Consider the following 26,397-nt stretch of genomic DNA (forward strand, 5'->3'; position numbering starts at 1 on the left):
GTGGTGGCAGCGGGCAAGAGTTATAGTCGGCAAAGACAAAAAAAGCGGCCGCAGCCGCTTTTACCAGGCCAAGCCTTATTTGGCGGCGTGTTGCCCCTTGGGCAGTAGGCTGCTCAGTTTGGAGGCGATATCCGTGTTGTCCTGGTTGCCGATAAACAGCTCGGCGCCCGGGCCTGCGGCAAACACCTGCACATCTGTGCCCGTATGGCCACCTGTGGTCCAGCCTGTGTTGGAGCGGCGATCCACTTCCTGTTTGATAGCGCTGGCCAGCGTCTCTTTGCCTTGCATTCTGGCCTTGGCCAATTGCTCCAGCAAAGCGGGTTCCAGCTCAAAACCCAGGCCTTGAGCCAGCGGTGCTTGCCAGTCTTCTGCGGTCAACGCCGCGGCGGCCAGAGTGTCGATACTGGCAGAGAGCCCCTTGAGTACCTCTGGATTCCAGGCATATTTGCCCTTGCTGCCGATGGAGAGACCGCCGGTATTGTGATCTGCGGTGGCCACCATCAGGGTATTGGGGTTTTGGCGTACGAACTGCTCGACCACTTCCATGGTACGGGCAAATTCATCCATCTCCGCCATAGCGGCGGCGATGTCGTTGTTGTGACCTGCCCAGTCGATCAGACTGCCTTCGACCAGCAATACAAAGCCGTTGTTGTTTTGTGACAAGAGCTCCAGTGCCTTGCCTGTCATGGTGCTGAGGCGATGGCCGTCCTTGTCATCCAGCACCCAGGGCAATTGCACTTCGGCAAACAGGCCCATTACCTTGGGTTGTGTGATACTTTCAAGCGCGCTGAACTCCTGCAAAATTTGATAGCCCTTGGCATCAAACTTGGCCAGCAGTTCCTGATCAAAGTATTTCTGGCCGCCACCCAGCATTACATCAGCATCCGTCTCCAGATACTTGTTGGCCAGCTCGACATAGTGCTTGCGACTTTCGCTGTGAGACAAAAAGGCCGCCGGTGTGGCGTGATTTATCTGGGAAGTGACCGCCACTCCTGTGCTCATTCCCCGTTGCTTGGCCTTTTCCATTATGGTCGGGATCGGCTGCTTCTGGGTGTCGACCGAGATGGCACCATTATAGCTTTTTACCCCGGTTGCCAGCGCGGTTGCCGCGGCGGCGGAGTCGGTGACATAGCCACTGACTCTGGCGGGGTAGGTACTGGCCATACCGACCAACAGGCGATCGAATACCGTCTGTTCTATCTCTTCGGTATCCGGGTTGTCTTTGAAATATCGGTAGGCGCTGGTATAAGCCGGCCCCATGCCATCACCGACCATGATCACGATATTTTGGGGTCTGGAAGGGGCGGGATTGGGCAACTGATTGGCATCGACTGCCAGTGGCAGCAGCAATGACAGTCCCAGTAATGCGCCCGTGAGTTGGCTCAGTTTCATCAGAGTCTCATCCTTGTTGTTTTTGTTGCAGTCTTTGCTCAATGGCATTCATCAGCATGCCGGTGATATTGACATCGAAAGCCGCTTCAATCTCTTTGATGCAAGTTGGGCTGGTGACATTGATTTCGGTGAGCTTATCCCCAATCACATCCAGACCGACGAAGATCAGGCCGCGCTTTTTAAGCTCTGGCCCCAGGGCTCTGGCAATGGCCCAGTCACTTTCTGACAGAGGCTGGGCAACACCGCTGCCACCGGCTGCCAGGTTACCGCGGGTTTCGCCCTTCTTGGGGATCCGCGCCAAACAGTAGGGGACAGGCTCGCCGTCGATGACCAGAATACGCTTGTCACCCTTGGTGATTTCAGGAATAAATACCTGCGCCATGGCATAGTTTTGGCCGTAGTTGGTCAGGGTTTCTATGATGACCCCCAGGTTGGGGTCGTCCTGCTTGACCCTGAATATAGATGTGCCGCCCATGCCGTCCAATGGCTTGAGGATCACATCGCCATGCTGAGCATGGAAAGCGCGTAACCGCTGCGGATCGCTACTGACCAGTGTGGTGGGGGTGAATTGACTGAACCAGGCGGTAAACAGCTTTTCATTGGCATCACGCAGGCTCTGTGGCTTGTTGACTATCAGTACCCCGGCCTCTTCGGCGCGCTCAAGCATGTAAGTGGCGTAGATGTATTCGGTATCGAACGGTGGATCCTTACGCATCAGAATCACATCCAGCTCCTTGAGCGGCGTGTCGGTCGCTTCACCCAACTGGTACCAATCAGTGGGATCTTCCTGAACTTTGAGTGGCCGCATCTTGGCCCAGGCTTCGCCCTGCAGCAGCGCCAGATCCTGCATCTCCATATAGAAGAGCTCATAGCCGCGGGACTGCGCCGCCAACAACATGGCGAAGCTGGAGTCTTTTTTGATGTTGATATCCTTGATGGGGTCCATCACTATGCCGAGCTTGATCATGATGCCTTTCCTTTATTCGTTACGCCCACCGGGCGGAAAATGGTTAACCCAGATCGCCGAATCTGAGTTGCAATGCGGTAATGGCGGTTAGCGCCGCGGTTTCGGTGCGCAGTACTCTGGGGCCGAGCAGAACTTCGGTAAATGCCTGGGTTTCTGTCATGGCAATTTCCTGCTCCGACAAGCCGCCTTCCGGACCTATCAAGAGTCGCACCTTGTTGTTTGGCAGCTCAAGGCCATTGATGCCGTGAGCGGCTCTGGGATGCAGATTGAGTTTCAATGCTGTTGTTGGCTCGGCGCACCAAGCGGCCAGCTCCATGACTGGTCTCACTTCAGGAACCCGGCTACGGCCGGATTGCTCACAGGCGCTGATAACAATTTTTTGCCACTGCTGCAGTTTCTTTTCTAACCTATCGCCGCTGAGTTTAACGCCGCAACGCTCTGAAAACAGTGGCGTGATGGTGTTAACCCCCAACTCTACCGATTTTTGCAAGGTGAAGTCCATGCGATCGCCGCGGGAGATCACTTGTCCCAGGTGCAGATCCAGAGGGGACTCAGAGGGATTGTCCATGGCAGACAGCACGTTCACATCCACGGCCTTCTTTCCGGCGCTGACGATAGTGGCCGGATAGTCTTTACCATCGCCATTGAACAGGCTTATCTGCTCGCCGCTGGACATCCGCAGCACTCGGCCGACATGGGCGCTGGCATCATCATCCAATGACAGGACTTGCCCCGCAGTTATTGGACCTGGGTGATAAATTCTCGGCACTCTCATGCTCTGTGTTCCTTAGGCTTAATGTGTTCTGCCACTGAAGGCACTTTGGCTGCAGGCAGCCTGCACCCATGGATTGTGATTACCCTGAGAGGTAGCAATCGCCTGATCTCGTTGGCATTCAATAGTATCAACTGGATAGCTTTTGTCCCAAGCCTTGAATAACTTTAATTGGCTGGAGGCTATCTTGAGCCCATAGGTTTGTTGCATATAAAGGTAGGTTCGGGCGATGCGCCCCCTTGCCTGCGCCGGTGGCTCTGCCTTACGGCCTTTAAAGTCGACTGTCATCTGACACTGGCCATATTGGTTTGGCTTGGCGTTCCACTGGCTGAACCTGAAGTTGGACCTATCGCCGTTGACCTCACCTACGGCGGGCACCAGATTATGCAGGTCGGCCTCCATGCGCTTGAAGGTCTTGTCGTTACGGCTGCAGTTCTTGCGGCCGCCGTTTTGCCAGCACTGCAACTGATGGCCAAACTCCCAGGCAGGCACTATGTGCTCCCATTCGATGCGGTTGGCACGGGTCTGTTGTTTGCGGATTTGATAGCCGCAACTTTCCAAGTCAGGCTGCCATTTCTTGCCTTCCATTTTGATGGCGCAGCCACAGTAGAAACTGACCGCCGGCAGGGTTTGGCTGTAGATAGTCCTGGCGCGTTTTTTTGCTTCGGGAAAACTGCTTGGATGGCTGGGCGAAGCCAGCACAGATGAGGCTGCCAAAAGCAGCGGCAGGGCCACAAGCGGCCGCTGAAGGAATGAAATCACTCTGTTCCCTAAAATCATAGCTAAGGATGCCGACAGCCGATACTTCAGGTGTCAGACTTGGAATTGTTGCAGCAGATAGTAAAAGAAGCCGCCAGGCTTGGCAACTTGGCTCAGGATGGCTGAGGGCTTAGCAGTTGGCCGCAGCGGCGGCATTGATATTTAGCCTGACCCCGCATGACCTTGTTATGGCGGCGGATGCTTAGCTCCACCACGCCGCAGCCACACTGATAGGGTAGGGTTCTGGGTTTGACCGAACTGATATCCATTGAGTGAGTGGTACGCGGTGCCAGACCGTAGATCCGTCGCATCAAGCTCTGCCACTCCTTACCATGAGGTCGGGTTTTGCCATGCAGTTGGAAGCAGAGCAGGTGACAGATCTCGTGTGGAACCACCTCATGGGTGAAGGTGTGCAGGTTTTGCTCCAGCAGTACTGGATTGAAACGCAAGCGGTTCTCGGTTGGATGAGCGGTACCGGCGCTGCGGCCTCGCAGGGCAAAGCTGACCGAGGGGCGCTTTAGTGCATGCCCCAGCGCGGCCTCCGCCTTGAGATAGCAAAGCTCTATTGCATCGAGCACTGCCTGCTGCGCTTCACTAGCGGCAGCTTCAGGCTGCGGTTTAGACGCTTGGTTGTATTCAGAGGTGTCGGCGTTTTTAAGGGATCTGAACAACTGACTCAGCATGAGAAAACTCGAATTGGCATGAATTGGTGGCAAATAAGCAGAGGCGCAACCGCGCCTCTATGAGTAAGGAATTATAGGCTTTTGGCAGCCGCTGTCAGCATGGCTTTGACCTGCTCGACAATTGCCGTTTCGGTATCGGCTTCAAAACCGGCAATTCTCGGGGTGTGAATATGCCCGGTGGGAATGCGGCTGCCGAGTTGGTTCTGCAACAGGATAGCCCGGTAGGAGATTTCGTTGGACAGGTAACCGCCGCCAGAGCCCTCCACCGAAATGCTGTTTTGCAGTTCGCTCAGGCTACTTGCCTGAAACTCGCCCCGGGAAATAGTGCTGACGCTATGGTTGTCGTTGACCTTCCAGCGGCCATTTATACTTTGCATGGCCGCTACCGGCAGGGAGAACTCGACAAACTCAGGGCCATTGAGGGTATCGTTATCCAGCTTGGGGGGCAGAGGGCGCTGTATACTGGCGCCGGTGAAAATATTGCGGTTGTCCGGTGCTTCGGCGCTGCGGTTGCGGCCCGGGAAGCGCTCCAGATCGAAGTCGCTGCGCCCCATACTGACAGTGACCACCATGTCGACACTCTTGTCGCGATAAACCGGGGTCAACAGCGACTCTATGATGCCCTCATCAAAGTCGGCGAAACGCACCGGGATCATCACAGTCTCTATCTGCGCCTGACGGCCGTTAACCGAAAAGCGGTAACCATCCAATGCCAAAGCGACCAGACCTGAAGGGTTGCTCTGCTCTATATTGCGGTCGAGAAAGAAGGGGTCGAATCCGGTCAGCAGTATCTTGATGCTGACATCATCCTTAAAGTCGATATCGCTGAAACCTCGGGATGACTTTTCCACCGCCTTGGTGAGTATCTGCCGTTGCCAGGAGGCGATATTGAACTTGGGCGATTGTTTGCTTAGCTCTGCGCGCATTTGCAACCGGCTCCAATAAAGGGAGCGATCGTCGCTGTGACCTGACTGCACATCTCTGACTGCCTGTTGCCACAGGCGTTGCCCCTGGTGCGCCACCATCTGGGTAACCTTGAGCTCATCGGTATGTTGGCGGTATTTGGTTACCAGATCATCAGTCAATGCCTGATAGCGCTGGACCACTTGAGGCATTTTTTCGTTGGCGGCAGGCAGGCGATCCTCTTCGACACCGGCCTGAGCCGACAGAGAAACCAGAGTACCCGACAGCAGGGCTATGGCCAGGCTGGGCTTAAACATGGCAGTTCCTTTCGCTTATAGAGTTGTAAAGTAATGCGTTTGTTAAGTATGCAACACTCGTCAGCAACTGGAAAGCTATCTGTTACCTTGCCAGATTGTTGCCACAATTGAGCAGGGCTTTGCCAGACCATTATTCACTCCAGGGCTGTATGCTTGTTGCTTTGGCCGCCGGGAATAAAAGGGGAATGAGATGAATAAAGGTTTGCACAGAAAACGCCTGAGTAAGCGTTTGCTGCTGCCCATGTTGCTGTGTTTATTGGCTCAACAAACGCAGGTTGTGGCAGCGGCGCAGACCAAGGTCAGTGACGTCGGCTCTGAGGTCACGGCCGAGGGGTGGCAAGAGGTACGCCGCTGGGACAAACTGTTCGAATCCGCAGGTGTTAAAGGCTGTTTGCTGCTTTGGGATCAAAAGCGTTCTTTGGGGCTCTCCAACAATCTAAGTCGCGCCGCCGAAGGTTTTATTCCGGCTTCTACCTTTAAGATCCCCTCCAGCCTTATTGCGTTGCAAACCGGGGCAGTGCGCGATGAAACCAGTCGTTTTAGCTGGGACGGAAAGGTTCGTGAAATTGCTGCCTGGAACCGGGACCAGAGTTTTCGCACCGCAATGAAGTATTCTGTGGTGCCTGTGTATCAGCAGTTGGCAAGGGAGATAGGCCCCAAAGTGATGGCAGCTATGGTGCGGCAGCTGCAATATGGCAATCAGGATATCGGCGGTCAAGCGGACAGTTTCTGGCTCGACGGCCAACTTAGGATAACGGCGTTTCAACAGCTGGATTTTCTGCAGCAACTGCATGACAACAAGTTGCCTGTGTCCGAGCGCAGCCAGCGAATAGTCAAACAGATGATGCTGACCGAAGCGAGTACTGACTATATCATTCGTGCCAAGACAGGCTATGGTGTGCGGCATACGCCGGCCATAGGTTGGTGGGTCGGTTGGTTGGAGTTGGACGACAACACTGTCTATTTCGCCATTAACCTGGATCTGGCCTCGGCCGGCCAGTTACCGTTGCGCCAACAACTGGTGAAACAGGTGCTCAAGCAGGAACAGCTACTGCCTTGAGTATGGCTGGCACGGAATATAGAGAGCCAAAAAATAAGTCAGAGAAGGCCGACTTGTGTGCTGTGTTATTGATTCCTCAGCCTACTTTCATCTGCAAAGATTGGCTACATCATTAAAGATTGCAGTGACTCCTGACTGTTGAAGCGTTTGGTGAAAAAGTCCAGAAACACACTGATATTGGTCGCCAGTTGCCGACGGGAGGAGTAGACGCCATAGACCTTGAAGGGCTCTATGGGCCATTCCTGCAGCAGCGGCACCAGGGCGCCACTGGCCAGTTCGTTCTTGCATACCGAATGGGACAACATGGCGATGCCAAAATCATCCAGCGCCAGTTGCTTGACCATGATGGCACTGTTTACCCGAGTGCGGCGCCTGAAGCTGGCCATGGTTTTGCGGCTACCCTTTCCCAGCGGCCAGATGGGGGCCGAACGGGAGGTACCCAGCAAGATACCATCGTGGCGGGCCAGATCTCTCGGGGTTGCCGGCGTTCCTTTGGACTTGAGATAGCCAGGGCCTGCCACCAGAATCGGCTGACGTTCAAACAGGAGCCGGGCGACAAGATCCGAAGGCTGCAGCGGGCCATACTTGATGGCGATATCATAGCCTTCGCCTACCAAGCCCACATCGGCATCGGTAAACTGTACATCCAGTTCGACCCCAGGATAGAGACGCATAAAGCCGCTGCAGAGATTGGCGATTAACTCTTGGCTGAATGAAACCGGGATCGCAATCCGCAATGAACCGGAAACATCGTTATGGGTATTCTCGATTGTGGCTTTTGCCGCTTCCACTTCGTTGCAGATGCTGTCACAGTGTTGATAAAAGAGCGCGCCCACCTGAGTGAGGCTTATTGAGCGGGTATTTCGTTGCAGCAGACGTACCCCAAGCTGTTGTTCCAGTTGGGCGATTTTTCGGCTAATGGTAGATTTTGGCAGGCCGGTTTCACGGGCCGCCTGAGAGAAGCCTTCTGCTCTGACCACTGCTGCAAATAGGAGCATCCCATTCAAATCTGGCATGTTTTTATTACTGTCTCAAAAATGGAACATAGCGTCTAAGGCAGTTTAATGGCATTTGACGGGATAACAAAGGTATATTTACTGGCTAAAAAATTTCAGAGGCTTAGCAGAGGATCGATAGATGACCAGCAAGAAGCAGCCCGCAAACACGACTCAAGCCCAGACTCCGGATCCCCTGTTTTTGCAGGCGGAGCATTTGGCTAAAGATTTTTCGCTGTTCCCAGAGCACAGCAAACAGAGCCTTTCAGAAGAGATAAAGGGTCTGTTGGATGACGATGCCATCCAGAGTAACTTAAAGTCATTGGCGCAGTTGGATGTGGATGGCTATGTTGCCAAAGTTATCCAGCCTACCCAGGACAAGAACCGCCCAGGTGCCAAAAGGATCATTGCCGATCTGAAAGGCAAAATGATCGCCGAGAGCCACAACGGCCCATTCTACAGCGCCGAAATAGAGCTGAATTTTGGTGGTCGTAACCGCCGCATCGGCTTTATCGCCCAGGAGCGCACCACGGCCAACGGTGCCTGGATGCCGGAGCACCACCTGCAGGCCTGTGAGGCGATTCGCCATTTTGCCGAATTGTCCATGCCCATCGTTTACTTGATTGATACCCCCGGAGCCGATGCCGGTGAAGTGGCCAACAGCCACAACCAGGCGCATTCTATTTCCAAGGCGATCGCCGAAAGTGCCAACGTCGATGTGCCGACTCTGGGTATAGTGATTGGTGCTGGCTACTCGGGCGGGGCTATTCCACTGGCGGCGGCCAATATACTGTTGTCGCTGCGTGATGGTATTTTCAACACCATTCAGCCTCAGGGCCTGCAGAGCATTGCCCGCAAGTACAACCTTTCATGGCAGGAGTGTGCCAAGTCTGTGGGCGTGTCCCCGGAAGAGCTTTACACTTCAGGTTGTATCGATGGCATTGTGGATTTCTCTCCTTATGATCGCGATGAGCGTCAGCACAATCTGCGCCGCGCCATCATCAGCGCCATCGAAGCCATTGAGCGCGCTGCGGTGCAGTTTGTAAAAGAATCCGATGACCTGCGCGAACATTATGATCGCAGCCTCAAGCGTTTCCTCGAGCCTTCCAAGAGCCTCAAGGCGTTGGAGTCCAACGCGGAAATGTCGGTTGCTATCAGCCCGACCATGCACCTTAACCTGTTCGGCAGCGCCTACCGTTATTTGCGTTATTTGACCCTGCGTAGCCGTATTCACTCCATCTCAATGGATCAGTATGGTCGCCTGTCCAAGGTGAGTGTGCCGGAAGGGGATCTGTTGGCCCGGATCCAGAAAGAGCAGGAGAAGGTGTTCCAGGCTTGGCTGTCCAGTCCGGATAAACTGGTTTACGACGAAGAACTCAACAAACTGTGGAGTAACTTCATCTCCAAGCGTGATGATGTTTCCACCGAGCGCAACATGCTGACCCGTCTGATCCTGGGTGAGCCGAAAGAGAACTACAAGAAGGCCCGTAAGGCGCTGTTGTTCAACATTGGTTGGTCTTTGTATCACCGCTGGAAGAGTAATGCCGCCAACAACTTCAAGGGGCTTATCCACTATCTGGAAACTCTGCCGGCAGAAGTGACCCAGGCGCCTTGGCCTGAACTGAACCAACTGACAGTATTGGATGTCGTGGTCAATGAAGAACTGCGTGAAGACTTCATTTGGCAGTGTTACAACATCCTGATCTTTAACGCGCTGTACGACAATGTCGTGGGTAACCTGGCCTCTATCGCCAAGGAAGCCATGATGGCCAAGAGCCTGTCGCGTCAGTCTGTTGATGGCTTGCTGCACAAGTCTATCGACCGGGCGATTTCCACTCAGGATACCGCCAACGACAAGAGCAAGTTCTACAAGTGGCTGAAGTACTTCATGTCACAGTCCAACCGCGCTGAACTGCTGACCAAGACTGAGCAGTGGAAGAGCGTGGGTTTCCCACAGCTGAACGATTCGCTGTTCGTTATCCTGACTTACTTCTTCGAACGTCTGTTGCCGGAATACTTCGACAGTGAAGAGGATAAGGGCAAGTACACAGGTGCCATCAACCCGGTGCGTATCGGTCGTCGTAAGGACTTCTGGAACCGTTTGACCATGGGTTACCAGGATCTGCTGATCCAGAAGGTGCTGCGTGACGAGAAGAAAGCCGGCAATATGACCTGGGAAAATATCATCGCCAAGTTCTTCAAGAACTTCGATGAGCTCAACGGCGACAAGATGTCGGCCAACTTGCTCAACTTCCCAGGCTTCCGTCTCTCTATTGAAGATGCACTCGACAAGGGCATTCGCCCCTGCGGTTTGATCACGGGTCTGGCAGACTTTGAACATGGCGGTAAGGCGCTGCGTGTCGGGGTTGCCGTATCCAACACCGCCTTCCAGGCCGGTGCCTTCGATATGGCCAGTGCCGAGAAGTTCTCCGCCCTGCTTATTGAGTGTGCCAAGCGCAGGCTGCCGGTGATCTGCTTTATCAGCTCCGGCGGTATGCAGACCAAAGAGGGGGCTGCTGCGCTGTTCTCCATGGCCGTGGTGAACGATCGTATTACCCGTTTCGTGCGTGACAACGAACTGCCTGTGCTGATGTTCGGTTTTGGTGACTGTACCGGTGGAGCTCAGGCATCCTTCGTGACTCACCCTCTGGTGCAGACTTATTATCTGTCCGGTACCAATATGCCGTTTGCCGGTCAGATGGTGGTACCTGCTTATCTGCCATCCACTTCGACTCTGTCCAACTACCTGTCCAAGGTACCCGGAGCGATGAATGGCCTGGTCAACAATCCATTCAGCAATCAGCTCGATGAACAGCTCAAGAGCATAGATCCTCTAATGCCTATGCCTAACGCTGAGATAAGTGATGTGTTGACCAATGCTCTGTCGACTCTGGTGGTTGAAGTTGAAGAGGTCAGCGAAGAGATAGTTCAGGACGATCCTCGTGCCCTGATGAAGCCTATCGACAAGGTGCTGGTACACGCCCGAGGCTGTACAGCGGTGAAACTGATCCGCAAGGCACACGATAATGGCATTAATGTGGTACTGGTGGCGTCCGATCCTGATATGACTTCGGTTCCCGCTGACATGCTCAAGGAAAACGACAAGCTGGTTTGTCTCGGTGGTAATACTTCCGACGAGTCCTACCTGAACGCTTACTCAGTGTTGAAAGTGGCCGAGTATGAGCAGGTAGACGCGCTGCACCCCGGGATTGGCTTCCTGTCGGAAAGCCCACAGTTTGCTGCCCTGTGTGTGAACAACGGCGTGAACTTTGTTGGTCCAAGTGTGCACTCGATGACAACCATGGGTAACAAGTCCAACGCCATCAAGACCTCTCAGGCGCAGAATGTGCCCGTGGTACCAGGCTCTCACGGTATTTTGACCAATGCCGAGCAAGCGGTTAACGTGGCCAACGAAATCGGCTACCCAGTGCTGCTCAAAGCGGTACAAGGTGGTGGCGGTAAGGGTATCCAAGTGGTTAAGCGCCCCGAGGATATGATTGGCCTGTTCCAGAAAACCTCCACCGAAGCGGCTGCCGCTTTTGGTAACGGTGACCTGTACCTGGAAAAATATGTGACTTCCCTGCGTCACATTGAAGTTCAGCTGCTGCGTGACAAGTTCGGCAACACCAAGGTACTGGGTCTGCGTGACTGCTCGGTGCAGCGTAACAACCAGAAGGTGATTGAAGAGTCCGGTTCCACCATGCTGCCTGAAGAACTCAAGCAGAAGGTGATGGAATACACCCGTGCTCTGGGTGATGCCACCGACTATATGGGCGCAGGTACCGTTGAGTTCATCTATAACCTGGATGCCAACGAAGTCTACTTTATGGAGATGAATACCCGTCTGCAGGTAGAGCACCCGGTAACCGAAGCGACTTCCGGTATTGATATCGTCAGCGCCCAATTCGATGTGGCAGCCGGTCGCTCCATTGAAGATCTGCAGCCGCAGGAAATCGGTTATGCGATGGAAGTGCGGGTGACAGCCGAGAAGGCGGCACTGGACAGCCAGGGCGTTCTGCAGTTGGTGCCAAACCCGGGGCTTATCACTGAGTGCGTGATGCCTGAGCGCGATGATGTGGAAATCATCTCTATCGCGGCCGATGGCAAAGAAGTGTCGCCATACTACGACAGCCTGATTGCCCAGATCATCATCCGTGGTGAAAGCCGGGACGATGTGATTGCCAAGATGTATGACTATCTGGATCAGGTGGTCATCAAGGGTATCGCCACCAACATCCCGCTGCTGAAGCGGATCCTGGCCGACGAGACCTTCCGTGAAGGCGTGTATGACACCAACTATCTGCCGCGCCTGATGGCCGAGCTGGATATCCCTGCCCTGATCGCCGAAATGGAAGCCGCTGCCGAAACTCAAGGTGTGGATACCGAATCGCTGCGTGTGGGTGAGTCCAACGAGCTCAAGGTGTTGGCTCAGGGCGCGGGTATCTTCTATACCTCTCCGGCACCGGGCGAAGCCGACTTCGTCAAGGAAGGCGATATAGTGACTGTCGATCAAACGCTGGCACTGACCGAAGCGATGAAGATGTTCTCTCAGGTGACACTGGCAGGCTTTAACCGCAAAGGCGCCGAGCTGTATCCAGAGGACAAGAAATACCGCATCGAGCGGATCCTCAACAGTAATGGTCAACAGGTGTCCCAAGGCGATTTGCTGTTTGTGGTTTCCCCAGTGGAAGACTGAGGTTACAGATAGTCAGCTCAGGTAAATCGTGAACTGTTAAGCCTGAGCCTTTGCAGTTTCATTTATAAAGTTAAAAATCCGGTGGCTAACAGTCATCGGATTTTTTTATTTAACTCTCAGCATACCTTACACAATTGCCTAAGGTCTTGCTGAAAGCTTGTCTGCCATTGGCTTGTTTCCCATCATGCTGGTTTAAGTTCCTATTTGCGGGACATAGACATTAAATGACAACCAATATGATAAAAATCAATATGATAAAAAAATGCCAGCCGCCCTAAAGCTGACTGGCACTTGCCAAATGGTCAATAGTTGATGAATGAAGAAGAATGAGTTTAAAATTCCCGGGTACTTAAACTATCAGTACCCTTTGAAAACTATGTCAATACAGTTTAGAACTTGTAATCCAAGGTCAAATATACTTGCTGGCTGTCATTAATTTCGATGCCGTTCTTTTCATAGTCCTGGGCCAGGTAACGATAGCCAAGGTCTGAGGAGAAATGTTCACTCCATTTGTACTGGACACCGACTTGACCACCCCAGACGAAATCTGTTGAAGATTTGCCGGCAATCTTGTTGTCATTGGCGCCCATACTGACACCGGCGAACAGATTGACATCTTTATGCACCGGCAATAGGTAATCATAGGATACCAGCCAGCTGTATTGTTCCTGTTTGTAGTTGTTGGCGGCAACGCTGAACTTATCTTCCATGTAACCAAAAGTACCGGTAATACGGTGTTGCTGTTCAATCAGCATACCTATACGTGCCTGATAGCTCATGTCTTCGGTGTCTTTATTGACTGCACCCTCAATTTCATCAGCCTGGTAGCCCAGACCTGCCCCGGCGAAGTACTCTATCTCGACTGCTTGTGCACTGCTACATACCAATGCTGCTCCTGCAGCCATCATCATTATTTTGTTCAGTTTCATCATAGACTCCTAAGACTGCTAAGTCGTTTTATTAAAATGTTTATCGGGTTGATGAGTCATACTTTAAGGTAAGTTAAGCGCTTACAGAAGCCCGCAACTATGTGTCTCTTTGTCTCAAAAAATAGAACAATAAGAGCCTTGTCACAGAGATAGCTTCAGATCTTGTGTGATAACTATTAGGGGAGGGGATGATGCTGAGATTGCCGCCGCTAAAGTCTCTATCTACTTGATTATATTGTGTATTTTGGATTGTCCAAGTTGGAGTTGTTAGGCCGGTTGTGCACAAGTCCCATGCGTGCGTAGCGTCGGTTTACCGGCTTGGATGTAAGGTGTTTTAAGCCGTCGAAGCTCCAAGCTCATTCATATAATTTTATTATTTAACAGTTGGTTAGATTTTGTTTGGCGATTTGGTGAGTGCATGTTTTTACCCTTCCTGAACCTGAGCTGACTCATTGCCAATAATCCTTCGGGATATCCAACACCGCTGATATAGATGCTGATGTTTTCGCGGCCTTTACACCAGCCCTCAGGGCGAAAGCCCAGAGGGCTGTGATTGGAGACAATAACGGATTTTGGGAAGCGCTTGTTTTAAAGAGGAACAATGGGCAGCAATCAGGGGCTCTGATGAGAAAAGGCGAGAGCCCCTGAACAGCTCAGTTGTTCGCTTAAGAGCTTCTTTTACTCAGGATCATAATCCAACACCGGGGCCAGCCACTTCTCGGCTTCGGCCACTGTCATCCCTTTGCGGCGGGCGTAGTCTTCCACCTGATCTCGGCCTATGTTGCTCACCCCAAAATAGCGTGATTGCGGGTGCGCAAAGTACCAGCCGCTGACCGCCGCCGTGGGGTACATGGCAAAGCTTTCGGTGATCTTGAGGTCGATACACTCGTCTGGCTTAAGAAGCTGCCAAAGCAGGCCTTTTTCCGTGTGGTCCGGGCAGGCAGGGTAGCCGGGAGCCGGGCGTATGCCCTTGTACTTTTCACGAATAAGCGCCTCGTTATCCAGGTTTTCTTCTCTGGCATAACCCCAGAACTCCTTCCGCACCCGCTCGTGCATCCGCTCGGCGAAGGCTTCGGCCAGGCGGTCGGCCAGACACTTGAGCATGATGGCGCTGTAGTCATCGTGGGCCGCCTCAAAACGGGCAATATGGGCGTCGATGCCATGGCCGGCGGTGACCGCAAATCCACCCATATAGTCGGCCACGCCGCTCTCTTTGGGAGCAACAAAGTCAGAGAGACAGAAGTTGTGGTTGCCCACCCGCTCCAGCTGCATCCGTAGATGATGGGTGGTCAGCAACACTTGGCTGCGAGAGTCATCTGTGTAGATCTCTATATCATCGAAGTTGACGCTGTTGGCGGGAAAGAGGCCGATAACCCCCTTGGCGGTGAGCCACTTCTCTTGGATGATTTGCTCCAGCATCGCCTTGCCGTCGGCATAGACTTTACGGGCCTCAGTACCGACGACTTCATCATCCAGGATCTGCGGGAAATGACCGTGCAATTCCCAGGCGCGGAAAAACGGCGTCCAGTCGATGCGCTCGAGTAAGTCCTCCAGCGGATAGTCGTCAAACACCTGGATCCCCGGGGTGTTGGGCTTCACCGCTTGGTAGTTGGCCCAGTCGTGGCTGCAGCGGTTATCCCGTGCTACCTGCAAAGGCACTATCTGTTTGCGCTTGGTCTGCGACAGGCGCTTTTGGCGCATCATTTCATATTCGCGGTAGGTTTCGTCTATGGTGGCCTGGCGGGTTTCATTGTTGATGAGCTTGCTGACCATAGGCACGGCGCGCGAGGCATCGGCGATATAGATGGCGCCGTGGGGGTAATGGGGCGCTATCTTTACTGCGGTATGGATCTTGGAGCAGGTGGCACCACCGATAATCGCCGGCAGGGTCAGACCTTCGCGCTCGAAGGTTTTAACGTTGTGCACCATCTCATCCAGGCTCGGGGTAATGAGCCCGGACATGCCTATGATGTCGACCTTCTCGGCCTTGGCAACTTCGATGATTTTCTCCACCGGAACCATGACACCCAGATCTATCACTTCATAGCCATTACAGGCCAGCACCACCCCGACTATGTTCTTGCCTATGTCGTGAACATCGCCCTTGACCGTGACCATCAGCACCTTGCCGTTGCTCTGGCCTTCGACTTTTTCGGCTTCGATATAGGGATTGAGATAGGCGACCGCCTTTTTCATCACCCGGGCGGACTTGACCACTTGCGGCAAAAACATCTTACCGGCGCCAAAGAGATCGCCCACCACGTTCATGCCGTCCATCAGCGGGCCTTCAATCACATCCAGCGGCCGCTTGGCCTGCAGGCGCGCTTCTTCGGTGTCGGCGTCTATGTACTCGGTGATCCCTTTCACCAACGCGTGTTCCAGGCGTTTGTTGACCGGCAACTTGCGCCATTCGAGATCTTCTTTCTTGCCTGCGCCGCCCGGGCCACCTCGATACTTCTCGGCGACTTCGAGCAGCTGCTCTGTGTTACTGGAGTCGGCAACCGGGCAGGGCAGGTTGAGCACCACGGCCTCTACCTTCTGCTTCAGCTCAGGGTCGATATCATCATAGATGGCCAACTGACCGGCGTTGACTATGCCCATATCCATCCCCGCCTTGATGGCGTGATAGAGGAACACGGCATGAATGGCTTCCCGCACCGGGTTGTTGCCGCGGAAGGAGAAAGAAACGTTGGACACCCCGCCGGAAATCATCGCATGGGGCAGGTTGGCCTTGATATCTGCAATGGCGCCGATAAAGTCCACCGCATAGTTATCGTGCTCCTCTATGCCGGTGGCGATGGCGAAGATATTGGGGTCGAAGATAATATCTTCCGGCGGGAAGCCCACCTTATCCACCAGCACCCGGTAGGCGCGGGTACAGATCTCGGTTTTGCGCTCCCGAGTGTCGGCCTGGCCCTGTTCGTCGAAGGCCATGATGATGGCGGCGGCGCCGTAGCGCTTCACCAGTTTGGCCTGTTCAATAAACTTGGCCTCGCCCTCTTTGAGGGAGATGGAGTTGACTATTCCCTTGCCCTGAATGCACTTGAGCCCGGCCTCAATCACCTCCCACTTGGAGGAGTCGATCATCACAGGCACCTTGCTGATATCCGGCTCTGAGGCGATAAGGTTGAGGAATTTCTGCATCATCTCGACCCCGTCGAGCATACCCTCATCCATGTTGATATCTATGATCTGGGCGCCGTTTTCTACCTGGTCACGGGCCACCTCCAGCGCGGTTTCGTACTGGCCTTCTTTGATTAACTTGAGAAACCGGGCCGAGCCGGTGACATTGGTGCGCTCGCCCACATTCACAAACAGGCTGTTTGCATCTATGGTCAGGGGTTCCAGTCCGGAGAGGCGACATGCTACCGGCAGCTCAGGCAGCGGCCTTGGTGCATGAAGGCTAACAGCTTCAGAAATCGCCTTGATATGCGCAGGCGTGGTGCCGCAGCAGCCGCCGACAATATTGAGCAGCCCCTCTTCGGCCCAGGGGCCTATCACGCTTGCCATCTCTGCCGGAGTCTCGTCATAGCCGCCGAATTCATTGGGCAGGCCGGCATTGGGGTGCGCCGAGACAAAGCACTCGCTGATACGGGAAAGCTCCTCGACATAGGGCCGCAGTTCTTTCGGGCCCAGGGCGCAGTTGAGGCCTATACTCAGCGGCTTGATATGTCTGAGAGAATGGTAAAAGGCCTCTGTGGTTTGCCCTGTCAGGGTGCGGCCCGAGGCATCGGTAATGGTGCCGGAAATCATCACCGGCAACTTTTGGTCCAGTTTCTCGAACACATTTTCGATGGCAAACAACGCCGCCTTGGCATTGAGAGTATCGAAGATGGTTTCCACCAGGATGATGTCGGCGCCACCGGCGATCAGCGCCTCGGTGGATTCGCTGTAGGCCAACACAAGATCGTCGAAATGTATGTTGCGAAAGCCGGGGTCATTCACATCCGGGCTGATGGAGCAGGTGCGGTTGGTGGGGCCGAGCACCCCGGCCACATAGCGGGGAATACCGCTGGCGGCGGCCACTTCATCGGCCACTTCGCGGGCGATTCTGGCGCCTTGGTAATTGATCTCCGCCGCCAGGCTCTGCATCTCATAGTCGGCCATGGCAATGGTGGTGGCGTTGAAGGTGTTGGTTTCTATGATGTCGGCACCGGCCAGCAGGTATTCCCTGTGAATGGTCTTGATGATCTCGCTCTGGGTCAGTACCAGCAGATCATTGTTGCCTTTGACATCGCAATGCCAATCTTTGAAGCGCTCGCCGCGGTAATCGGCTTCTTCCAGCTTGTAGTCCTGGATCATGGTGCCCATGGCGCCATCTAAAATCAGGATCCGCTCTTTGAGGGTCTGTTTGAGCTTGAACTCTGTCTGGCTTGGGGAGTGCTGGGAAGTCGCCATAGGGTTACCTTTCATACCTGTCTTATTGCTGTTTTACATTCGCGGATGTTTGGCATCCGCGACATCATCTCTGCCGACCTGACGCCCGGGACACTATCTGGCATGATAGCCAAAGGCGTGTGTGGGCGCGGAAAGTTATTTTGGACATTTATACGTATAGACGTCCATAATATACGGATTCCGGCGGCCTGCGGCAAGGTTAAATTGGCCCGGTAACCACCGGGACTCTGACGGGAGAGGTGTGTGGCTGAACATAGGCAACTGAATATCTATCTGCTGCGGCACGGTGAATGTGAAGGCGGCGAGATTATCCGCGGCCGCAGTGATGTGGCCCTGAGCGATGAGGGCAAAGCGCAGATGTGGCGTAGCTGGCGGGCTATCAGTAGTGAGCTGGAGCAGTTGCCGAGTGCGCCCGAACGCCTGGCGCTGCTGAGTTCTCCGGCCCTGCGTTGCCAGGCCTTTGCCGCCGAGCTCAAGGCCGATATGCCCGACTATTTCCCGGCGCCGCTGCAGCAGCATGACTGGCTCTGGGAGCTGGACTTCGGTGACTGGGACGGCATGAAGGTGGCGAGTGTCTATCAGCAGCATAGCGAGGCGGCCGAAGCCTTCTGGCGTGACCCAGTGGCCAATACTCCGCCGGGCGGGGAATCGCTGCCAGCCTTTCGTAGCCGGGTGTTGGATGGCTGGCAGACTATGGTGCAGCGCTGGCTTGCGAGAGAGGTTAGTTGTTCCGAAAGCTCTGATTCAAGAGACTCTGGTTCAAAAGGCTCTGGTTCAAAAGGCTCTGGTTCTTCAGCAAGCGCCGATGCGGCACTGATCTTGACTCACAGCGGGGTTATCCGGCTGCTGCTGGCCGAGATTTTGCTGCCGGGGCAGATGCCGCCTGCGGCAGTGTTCAACGCCTTGGAGCTACCTTATGCGGCCTGGGTCAGAATAACCCTCTATGCCAGCCGTGATGCCAGCGGTGATGCCAGCGGTGAAAATGACCAGGAATGGCAGTGTTTCTGCAAGCTCCACTGGCCGCAATAGTGCTGCGCTATTGCGCCGGGCAATTGTGCCGGGCGATAAAACCGGGATAATAACCCCAAATGGCCGCCAAGTGCGGCAGCAGCCAGGGTGTTGGCGCCTTTGCAGGTGAACCAACCCAGGGAACCGGGAAAGCCCGGACTGTGCCCGCAACTGTGAGTCGCCTTTGGCGACGAGTCAGGAGACCTGCCCAGGCTGATAAATCAAACCAGAAACCCGGGCGGGTAAACCGGGGGAGCGAATAGATGATTCTTCCACTGCAGCCTGAGCCTTCTGCTGGTCACAGGCTCAATGTCGGGGGGCGGTTATGAGCCTGGCACTCAAGGTGCAACAGCTTAGCTGGCTTCCCGGTGGTCACAGCGTATTGGCCGATGTGGGTTTTGAGCTGCCAAGTGGCAAGATGCTCGGGCTCATAGGCCCCAATGGTGCCGGTAAGTCGAGCCTGCTGCGCTGCCTCTATCGTTATATCCGCCCGGATAGCGGCCAGATCCAGCTGTTTGGTCAGGATATCCATAGCTTGTCAGCCAAAGCCTTCGCCAAAGAGGTGGCTGTGGTGCTGCAGGATACCCCGGCCCAGTTGGCACTGGATCTGACTCAATTAGTGGCCATGGGACTGACTCCCCACAAGGGTTTGTTTGATATGCCATCGGCGGCCGACAAGGCCCAGGTGCAGGCGGCATTGGCGCAGGTCGGGTTGCAGCACAAGGCCGCAGAGCCTTTCGCGCAGCTTTCCGGCGGAGAGAAGCAAAGGGCCTTGATTGCCCGCGCCATAGTGCAGCGCCCCAAGCTTTTGATCCTGGACGAGCCCACCAATCATCTGGATATCCGCTATCAGATCCAGATCCTCGAGCTGGTGCGCAGCCTGGGGGTCACGGTGATCGCCTCGATTCACGATCTCAATTTGGCCTCGGCCCTGTGTGACGAACTCTTGCTGCTGGATAACGGCCGCCGTATTGCCCACGGCTCGCCCCAGAGCGTATTGACCGAAGACAGAATTGCCGGTGTCTTCGGTGTTTGCTGCCAGGTGGGAAAGCATCCGCAGTTGGGAAGGCCGCTGATCCACTACTTTTACGGCTATCAGTCGCCAGAGCCTGGTCACGGCAAGGCTGTAAGCTCGGCGGCGCTCGCCAGTGGCGAGGTTCAAGGCGCTGCGATAGTCGAGCCAATGGCAGGGCCTGCCTCGGCCGAAACCTGTGTTGCTCACAAGGAAACTGACCGGCGCCCACGCTCGGTGGGAGGTGGCGCATGAATGCTTCCGTGGCCGCACCGGGGCGCTCGCTTATCGGCTGGTTTCTCAGGCCCTTGCCCAGACTTTACTGGTGCTGGCTGCTGTTGCTGCTCGGCACTGTGTTGACACCCTTGGCCGCCGCCGGTTTTGGCGCCGCCGATATCAGCCTCTTCGATGTGGCAAGAGTGATTGGCAAACACCTGCTGGGCGTGGGTGAGCCTTCTGCCATCAGCGAGCGTATCGTCTGGGATCTGCGCCTGCCGCGTATCTTGCTGGCCTTTATCGCCGGCAGCGGTCTGGCATTGTCGGGTTATGTATTGCAGGCGGTGACCCGCAACCCGTTGGCCGATCCTTACCTGTTCGGTATCAGCTCGGGCGCCAGCTTCGGCGCGGTGGTCTCGGTCGCCCTGGCGACCGGCCTTGGGCTGAGTTCGGCCATCTCCGGGATATCGCTGCCGCTGGGAGCCTTTATCGGTGCCAGTTTGGCTGTGCTCATGGTACTGCTGCTCGCGGGCAGGAATATCGGCAACCAGATAGAGAGAATGTTGCTCTCCGGGGTCGCCATCTCCTTTATGTTCAGCGCCCTCACCAGTTTGATCTTGTATTTTTCCACCCCGCAGGCCACCACCTCCTTGCTGTTTTGGAGTCTGGGCAGTTTTGCCCGTGCCAGTTGGGATGGGCTTGGACTGCCCACTCTGGTGGTGCTGGCGGCCTTGCTGGTGATCCTGGCCTTCAAGCGCCAGGTGCTGGCGATGCTTGCCGGTGATGAAACCGCTCACACTCTGGGGATCAGGGTGCAAAGGCTCAGGGTTTCCATGCTGCTGTTATGCTCGCTTATTACCGCCACTCTGGTGGCCCACTGCGGCGGGATAGGTTTTGTGGGGCTGATGGTGCCTCATATTGTCAGGTTGTTGCTGCCGGGGCAGCATCCCATGGTGCTGACGGCACTGGCGGGCGGCCTGTTTATGGTTTGGGTCGATGTGCTGGCTCGCAGCATACTGCCCACCCAAGAGCTGCCGGTGGGGGTGATCACCTCGGCCATCGGCAGTCTGTTTTTCCTGATGGTGCTGCGTAAACGCGGCCAATAACGATAAGAGAGGGAAGGATGTACCAGGTTGCAGCAATCAATCACGCGCTGGATGACGCGATTCAGGCCCGCATAGACAACAAGACCAAACCCCTGGGCGCTTTGGGTGAGCTGGAGGCTTTGGCGCTGCAGTTGGGGCGCATTCAGCTCGGTTCCGCCACTGATGAGTTAGTCATCCGCCGCCCCGTGATGCTGGTGTTTGCCGCCGACCATGGTATTGCCGCGGCCGGGGTGTCGATTGCTCCCAGCGAGGTGACCACCCAAATGGTGCTTAACTTTGTTGCCGGCGGCGCCGCCATCAATGTGTTTTGTCGCCAGACCGGCTTCGAGCTGGAGGTGATTGACTGCGGCATTCTCAGCCCCTTGGGGATCCCCGAGGTTACAGAGCAGCGTCTGGGCGCCGGTACCGGGCCTATCCACAAACGCGCCGCTATGACTCTGGGCGCTGTGCGTCAAGGGTTTGCCATGGCGCGCACCTTGGTAAAACGCCATATCGATGCCGGCAGCAACCTGCTGGCGCTGGGGGAGATGGGAATAGGCAACACCTCTTCTGCCGCCGCCGTGATGGCTGCTCTGACAGGCTTGCCTGTGAGTGAATGTGTTGGCCGCGGCACCGGCATAGATGCCGCGACGCTTAAGCGCAAATGCCTGCTGATAGAGCAGGCACTGCTGCTGCACCACTGCGAGCTGACCGAGCCACTCAGTATCCTCGCCTGCCTCGGAGGCTTTGAAATAGTGCAGATGACAGGGGCCATGTTGGCGGCGGCCGAATTTGGCGTGCCCGTGCTGGTGGACGGTTTTATCGCGTCGACAGCGGCGCTGGCGGCTGTGCGTTTGGCGCCGGGGGTGAGGGATTATCTTATTTTTGCCCATGAGTCTGAAGAGCGCGGCCACAAGTTGCTGCTCGAGGCCATGTCCGCCAAGCCCTTGCTCAGGCTTGGGCTCAGGTTGGGCGAAGGCTCGGGCGCGGCGCTGGCGCTGCCTTTGGTGCAGGCGGCGGCCAACTTCTACAACCAGATGGCCAGCTTTGGTGAAGCCGGGGTCGACAAGGTGGTAGAGCCTGCTACCCAAGAGGTGCTCTGATGGGATTCTGGCTCGGGCAGCTGCGGCTATTTTTGATCGCAATAGGTTTTTTCACCCGTATTCCTGTACCCAGCGCCCTGACGGTGGACAGCGACAGCCTCAACAAGGCCAGCCGCTACTTTGGCCTGGTGGGCGTGGTGGTGGGTTTGATCTCCGCCTTGGTGTTACTGCTGGCCGCCGGCATATTGCCAAGCTCCATCGCCATAGTGCTGGCGATGATTAGCAGTGTGCTGGTTACCGGCGGTTTTCATGAAGATGGCCTGGCCGACACCGCCGATGGTTTCGGCGGCGGTTGGCGGGTAGAAGACAAACTGAAAATCATGAAAGACAGCCGCCTTGGCAGCTATGGCGCCTTGGCATTGGTGTTGGTGTTGCTGCTCAAGTACCAGTTACTGCTGGAGTTGGCACTTTACGACATCAACCAGGCGGCGCTGGCCCTGGTATTGGCGCACTGTGTCAGCCGGGTGACGGCGGCCAGCATTATCTTTAGCGAAACCTATGTTCGCGACGAGGGCAAGAGCAAACCTTTGGCGCAGCAGCAGGGGTTCAATGAGCTGGGTATTTTGCTGCTGACTGGAATTGTGCTGACGGCACTGCTGTCCACCACGCTGCTGTTCTGGCTGCTGCCGACCATGTTGTTGCTGCGTTGGGCCCTAGTGTTCTGGTTCCGGCGCCAGATTGGCGGTTACACAGGTGATACCCTAGGGGCGGCGCAGCAGGTGAGTGAGCTGGCGGTTTATATGCTGTTGCTGGCCTTGGGGGGCAGCCCGGCATGATCCATCTTATTCTGGGCGGTGCCCGTAGCGGCAAGAGTGGTTACGCCGAGCGGCAACTGGCCGACTTGTGCCCGGCCAATGTCCGCCCCTGGTATCTGGCAACAGCCGAGGCCGCCGATGAGGAGATGGCCCGGCGTATCACCCACCATCAAACTGAACGCCAAGGCGGCAGCCTCGAATGGCAGTTGGCCGAGGTGCCGCTCGATTTGACCAAGGCGCTTGTGCAGCGCTCAGGCTCTGGAGCGCCGGTATTGGTAGACTGCCTGACGCTTTGGCTCAGTAATCAGCTCTGCTTAGGTGCCGATATGGCTTGCGAACGCGCGGCCTTGCTGCATGCGGTAGCCGGGTTTGACGGCGATCTGCTGCTGGTGAGCAACGAAGTCGGCTCCGGCATAGTGCCGCTTGGGGAGCTGAGTCGGCGTTTTGTCGATGAGGCCGGTTGGCTCAATCAGGCGCTGGCCGCCAAGGCCGACAGAGTCACTCTGGTGGTCGCAGGTTTACCGCTGGCGTTAAAGCCTGTGAGCTCTGATAGCAGTGGCTCCCTGGGCTTGAGCGTTTCGGGTACAAGCCCGGATCAGCGGGGTAAGGTATGAGTAATCCAGTACCCCATAATGGCGCAGAACTTAAAGCTGAATTGTCGGCTCTGGCCCGGCCTGGCCGCAGCCTTATGGTGCAGGGCACCACTTCGGATGCCGGTAAGAGCACCTTAGTGGCCGGACTCAGTCGTGTGTTTCATCGTCATGGTCAGCGAGTGGCGCCCTTCAAGCCGCAAAATATGGCGCTTAACAGCGCCGTCACCCTGGATGGGGGTGAAATTGGCCGGGCCCAGGCGCTGCAGGCGGTGGCCGCCGGTCTTGAGCCGAGAATCGACTTCAACCCGGTATTGCTGAAACCCAGCTCGGATACCAAGGCGCAGGTGATTATTCAGGGCAAGGCGCTGACCAGCCTGGAAGCGGCCGCCTTTTTCGGCCCCGAGAGTCGTGACTATAAAGCCGCTGCCATGCAGGCGGTGTTGGTATCCTGGCACAGGGTGCAGCAGGAGTTTGACTGGCTGCTGGTAGAAGGCGCCGGTAGCCCGGCCGAAATCAATTTGCGCCAGGGCGATATTGCCAATATGGGCTTTGCCGAAGCTGTGGACTGCCCGGTGATCCTCATCGCCGATATTGACAAGGGCGGGGTATTTGCCCACCTGGTCGGTACCTTGGCCCTGCTGTCCGAGAGTGAGCAGGCGCGGGTAAAAGGCTTTGTGATCAATCGTTTTCGCGGTGATATCTCATTGCTGCAGTCCGGGCTGGATTGGCTCGAGGCTCACACCGGCAAGCCGGTATTGGGCGTATTGCCCTACCTCGATGCCCTGCATCTGGACGCCGAAGATGCACTGGTGCAAACAACTGCTCAGTCTCAGGGGGGAACTACCGAGCAGCCGACAACAGCTCAATCAGCACGAGCTCAATCTGAAGCAACTCAATCTGAAACAACTCAATCTGAAAGAACTGGGACGCGACTGCGAGTCGGCGTCTTGGTGTACCCCAGGATCAGCAACCATACCGACTTTGACCCGCTGCGGCTGCATCCGGATATCGAGTTTTGTTATATAGGGCCGACCCATCAGGGTGAACTTCCAGGGCTGGATCTCCTGCTGTTGCCCGGCAGCAAGAATGTGCGCGCCGACCTGGCTTTTATCCGCCAACAGGGCTGGGATAAGGGCATAGCCCGCCATCTGCGCTATGGCGGCAAGCTTATCGGTATCTGCGGCGGCTTTCAGATGCTGGGGCAGAGCATTGCCGACCCCTTGGGGCTGGAAGACTTGCCCGGTACCAGCCAAGGGCTGGGCTACCTGCCGCTCACTACCGAGCTGCAAGTCGAAAAACAGCTGCTCAATGTCAGCGGTAGCCTGAGGCTTGGGCAATCATCGGCGTCAGTCTCCGGCTATGAGATCCACTGCGGAGCGTCGCGGATCCCGGACAGATGCATGCAGCCATTGTTGCTTAATGAGCGAGGCAGTGACGCCAACCGCGTCAGCGCCACTGAGCCTGCAAAAACCACAGTACCTACACAAATCGCAGCAGTCCGCAGCGAAGGCCTGCTGTCTGAGGATAATCAAATTCTCGGCAGTTATTTGCATGGTCTGTTTGACAGCCCAGAGGCCTGTGAGCTGCTGCTCGCCTGGGCCGGGATGACGGCGCCACAGGGCCATGCCGTGGATATCAATCAGCAGCGCCAGCAACAGCTGGATCGTTTGGCCGATGTGCTGGAGCAACATCTGGATTTCAATAAAATAATCAACATATTCAAAGAGGAAGGCCAGGGTGACCGATAATAATCAAACCGATATCAAGGCAGAGCGTCATAAACAGCGGCAGCAGAAAGTAAAAGCGGCGGTGGATGCCAAAATCGCGGCCGCCACCGAAGAGAAGGGCATACTCCTGGTCGTGACAGGTAACGGCAAGGGCAAGTCCACCTCCGGCTTTGGCACTCTGGCCCGCGCGGTCGGTCATGGCAAGCAGGGCGCCGTGGTGCAGTTTATCAAGGGCACCTGGGAGTGCGGTGAGCGAAAGCTACTGGAAGGTGCCGGGGTCAAGTTCGAAGTCATGGGCACAGGCTTTACCTGGGACACCCAGGACAAAGCCAAGGATATCGCCGCCGCCGAAAAGGCCTGGGCGGCCGCCGAAAAATGGCTTCAGGATGCCAGCATAGACATACTGCTGCTCGATGAACTCACCTATATGGTCAGCTACCACTATCTGGATCTGCAGCGGGTGATAGATGCGTTGCAAAATCGCCCCCCCATGCAGCATGTGATCATCACCGGCCGCAACTGCCACAGGCAACTGATTGAATTGGCAGATACTGTCAGTGAGGTGAATAGCGTGAAGCATGCGTTTGAGGCGGGGGTTAAAGCGCAGCCTGGTTTCGACTACTGATATTTCTTCTATTTCTTCCTGTTTGCGACCGTGGCGTTATTGTCTGCGTCGGCTCACCCAATCACATACTCATTGTATGCTCATGGGCTGAGCTTCCTTGACGGCTTAGCCACAGCCGCAAACAGTTTGAAATGGGTGCATTGGTTTTAGGGGCTGAAGTGACTAGTCGGCTTTGTCAGCCCTCGATCAGACTGCAGTGCTTTACTTTTTGTGCGACCGTGGAGCTATTGTCTGCGTCGGCTCCCCCAATCACATACTCATTGTATGCTCATGGGCAGAGTCTCCTTGACGGCTTAGCCACAGCCGCAAACAGTTTGAAATGGGTGCATTGGTTTTAGGGGCTGAAGTGACTAGTCGGCTTTGTCAGCCCTCGATCAGACTGCAGTGCTTTACTTTTTGTGC

Annotated in this window: 19 protein-coding genes and 1 riboswitch; of the genes, 10 read left to right on the plus strand and 9 right to left on the minus strand. The window is 55.5% G+C overall.

Going from position 1 to position 26,397, the window contains the following annotated elements; genetic code table 11:
• Nucleotides 1–75: 75 nt before the first annotated feature.
• The 6 genes from RC73_RS08050 to RC73_RS08075 form a co-directional block, all read right to left on the minus strand.
• The gene (locus RC73_RS08050; RefSeq protein ID WP_039034153.1) at nt 76–1,392 is read right to left on the minus strand and encodes an alkaline phosphatase; all 1,317 of its coding nucleotides are present in this window, start codon (nt 1,390–1,392) and stop codon (nt 76–78) included.
• Between the two features lie 7 nt (nt 1,393–1,399).
• Complete coding sequence (gene gshB / locus RC73_RS08055) at nt 1,400–2,359, minus strand: glutathione synthase (protein ID WP_039034154.1); 960 nt, start codon at nt 2,357–2,359, stop codon at nt 1,400–1,402.
• 43 nt (nt 2,360–2,402) lie between these two features.
• Nucleotides 2,403–3,134, minus strand: a complete 732-nt coding sequence (gene rsmE / locus RC73_RS08060) for a 16S rRNA (uracil(1498)-N(3))-methyltransferase (RefSeq protein ID WP_039034155.1) — start codon at nt 3,132–3,134, stop codon at nt 2,403–2,405.
• Between the two features lie 18 nt (nt 3,135–3,152).
• Nucleotides 3,153–3,890, minus strand: a complete 738-nt coding sequence (locus tag RC73_RS08065) for an endonuclease (RefSeq protein ID WP_233962965.1) — start codon at nt 3,888–3,890, stop codon at nt 3,153–3,155.
• A gap of 113 nt (nt 3,891–4,003) precedes the next feature.
• Entirely contained in the window at nt 4,004–4,573 is a 570-nt protein-coding gene (locus tag RC73_RS08070) for a SprT family zinc-dependent metalloprotease (protein ID WP_039034157.1), read from the minus strand.
• 71 nt (nt 4,574–4,644) lie between these two features.
• Entirely contained in the window at nt 4,645–5,793 is a 1,149-nt protein-coding gene (locus RC73_RS08075) for a pyroglutamyl-peptidase I family protein (protein WP_039034158.1), read from the minus strand.
• A 190-nt stretch (nt 5,794–5,983) separates the two neighbouring features.
• On the opposite strand from RC73_RS08075, the gene RC73_RS08080 reads away from it, so the two are divergent.
• The gene (locus tag RC73_RS08080) at nt 5,984–6,853 is read left to right on the plus strand and encodes an OXA-55 family carbapenem-hydrolyzing class D beta-lactamase OXA-962 (RefSeq protein WP_052248074.1); all 870 of its coding nucleotides are present in this window, start codon (nt 5,984–5,986) and stop codon (nt 6,851–6,853) included.
• A 104-nt stretch (nt 6,854–6,957) separates the two neighbouring features.
• Here RC73_RS08080 and RC73_RS08085 read toward each other — a convergent pair whose 3' ends face one another.
• Complete coding sequence (locus tag RC73_RS08085; protein WP_025008920.1) at nt 6,958–7,869, minus strand: LysR family transcriptional regulator; 912 nt, start codon at nt 7,867–7,869, stop codon at nt 6,958–6,960.
• Between the two features lie 121 nt (nt 7,870–7,990).
• Between RC73_RS08085 and RC73_RS08090 the strand changes: the two genes are divergently transcribed.
• Nucleotides 7,991–12,544, plus strand: a complete 4,554-nt coding sequence (locus RC73_RS08090; RefSeq protein ID WP_039034159.1) for an ATP-binding protein — start codon at nt 7,991–7,993, stop codon at nt 12,542–12,544.
• Between the two features lie 389 nt (nt 12,545–12,933).
• On the opposite strand, the gene RC73_RS08095 is transcribed toward RC73_RS08090, so the two are convergent.
• Together RC73_RS08095 and metH are read right to left on the minus strand one after the other, a co-directional pair.
• Nucleotides 12,934–13,476 (minus strand): porin family protein, encoded by a 543-nt coding sequence (locus RC73_RS08095; RefSeq protein WP_235369978.1) that lies wholly within the window; start codon nt 13,474–13,476, stop codon nt 12,934–12,936.
• Nucleotides 13,477–14,151: 675 nt separating this feature from the next.
• Nucleotides 14,152–17,871, minus strand: a complete 3,720-nt coding sequence (gene metH, locus RC73_RS08100) for a methionine synthase (RefSeq protein WP_039034184.1) — start codon at nt 17,869–17,871, stop codon at nt 14,152–14,154.
• A 243-nt stretch (nt 17,872–18,114) separates the two neighbouring features.
• Here metH and RC73_RS08105 point away from each other — a divergent pair, with 243 nt between their 5' ends.
• The 8 genes from RC73_RS08105 to cobO all read left to right on the plus strand — a co-directional run bounded on the left by RC73_RS08105 (nt 18,115) and on the right by cobO (nt 25,995).
• The gene (locus RC73_RS08105) at nt 18,115–18,900 is read left to right on the plus strand and encodes a histidine phosphatase family protein (protein ID WP_039034160.1); all 786 of its coding nucleotides are present in this window, start codon (nt 18,115–18,117) and stop codon (nt 18,898–18,900) included.
• Nucleotides 18,901–18,968: 68 nt separating this feature from the next.
• Nucleotides 18,969–19,105, plus strand: a riboswitch (cobalamin riboswitch).
• Nucleotides 19,106–19,204: 99 nt separating this feature from the next.
• Nucleotides 19,205–20,146 (plus strand): ABC transporter ATP-binding protein, encoded by a 942-nt coding sequence (locus RC73_RS08110; RefSeq protein ID WP_082014275.1) that lies wholly within the window; start codon nt 19,205–19,207, stop codon nt 20,144–20,146.
• Entirely contained in the window at nt 20,143–21,213 is a 1,071-nt protein-coding gene (locus RC73_RS08115; RefSeq protein WP_093982376.1) for a FecCD family ABC transporter permease, read from the plus strand. Before RC73_RS08110 ends, RC73_RS08115 begins: the two co-directional genes overlap by 4 nt.
• 17 nt (nt 21,214–21,230) lie before the next feature.
• Nucleotides 21,231–22,295, plus strand: coding sequence for a nicotinate-nucleotide--dimethylbenzimidazole phosphoribosyltransferase (cobT, locus tag RC73_RS08120; protein WP_039034161.1), 1,065 nt, complete (start codon nt 21,231–21,233; stop codon nt 22,293–22,295).
• Nucleotides 22,295–23,071, plus strand: a complete 777-nt coding sequence (locus RC73_RS08125) for an adenosylcobinamide-GDP ribazoletransferase (RefSeq protein WP_039034162.1) — start codon at nt 22,295–22,297, stop codon at nt 23,069–23,071. Before cobT ends, RC73_RS08125 begins: the two co-directional genes overlap by 1 nt.
• Nucleotides 23,068–23,664: a bifunctional adenosylcobinamide kinase/adenosylcobinamide-phosphate guanylyltransferase gene (cobU, locus tag RC73_RS08130; RefSeq protein ID WP_052248076.1), complete on the plus strand. Its 597-nt coding sequence runs from the start codon at nt 23,068–23,070 to the stop codon at nt 23,662–23,664. Before RC73_RS08125 ends, cobU begins: the two co-directional genes overlap by 4 nt.
• A gap of 74 nt (nt 23,665–23,738) precedes the next feature.
• Nucleotides 23,739–25,391 (plus strand): cobyric acid synthase, encoded by a 1,653-nt coding sequence (locus RC73_RS08135; protein ID WP_082014278.1) that lies wholly within the window; start codon nt 23,739–23,741, stop codon nt 25,389–25,391.
• Nucleotides 25,381–25,995 carry a cob(I)yrinic acid a,c-diamide adenosyltransferase gene (cobO, locus tag RC73_RS08140; protein WP_025011252.1) on the plus strand — a complete coding sequence of 205 codons (615 nt, stop codon included), beginning with the start codon at nt 25,381–25,383 and terminating at the stop codon, nt 25,993–25,995. Before RC73_RS08135 ends, cobO begins: the two co-directional genes overlap by 11 nt.
• The last annotated feature ends 402 nt before the right edge of the window (nt 25,996–26,397 follow it).

The sequence above is a fragment of the Shewanella sp. ECSMB14102 genome, assembly GCF_000813075.1.
In the GTDB taxonomy this organism is placed as follows: domain Bacteria; phylum Pseudomonadota; class Gammaproteobacteria; order Enterobacterales; family Shewanellaceae; genus Shewanella; species Shewanella indica.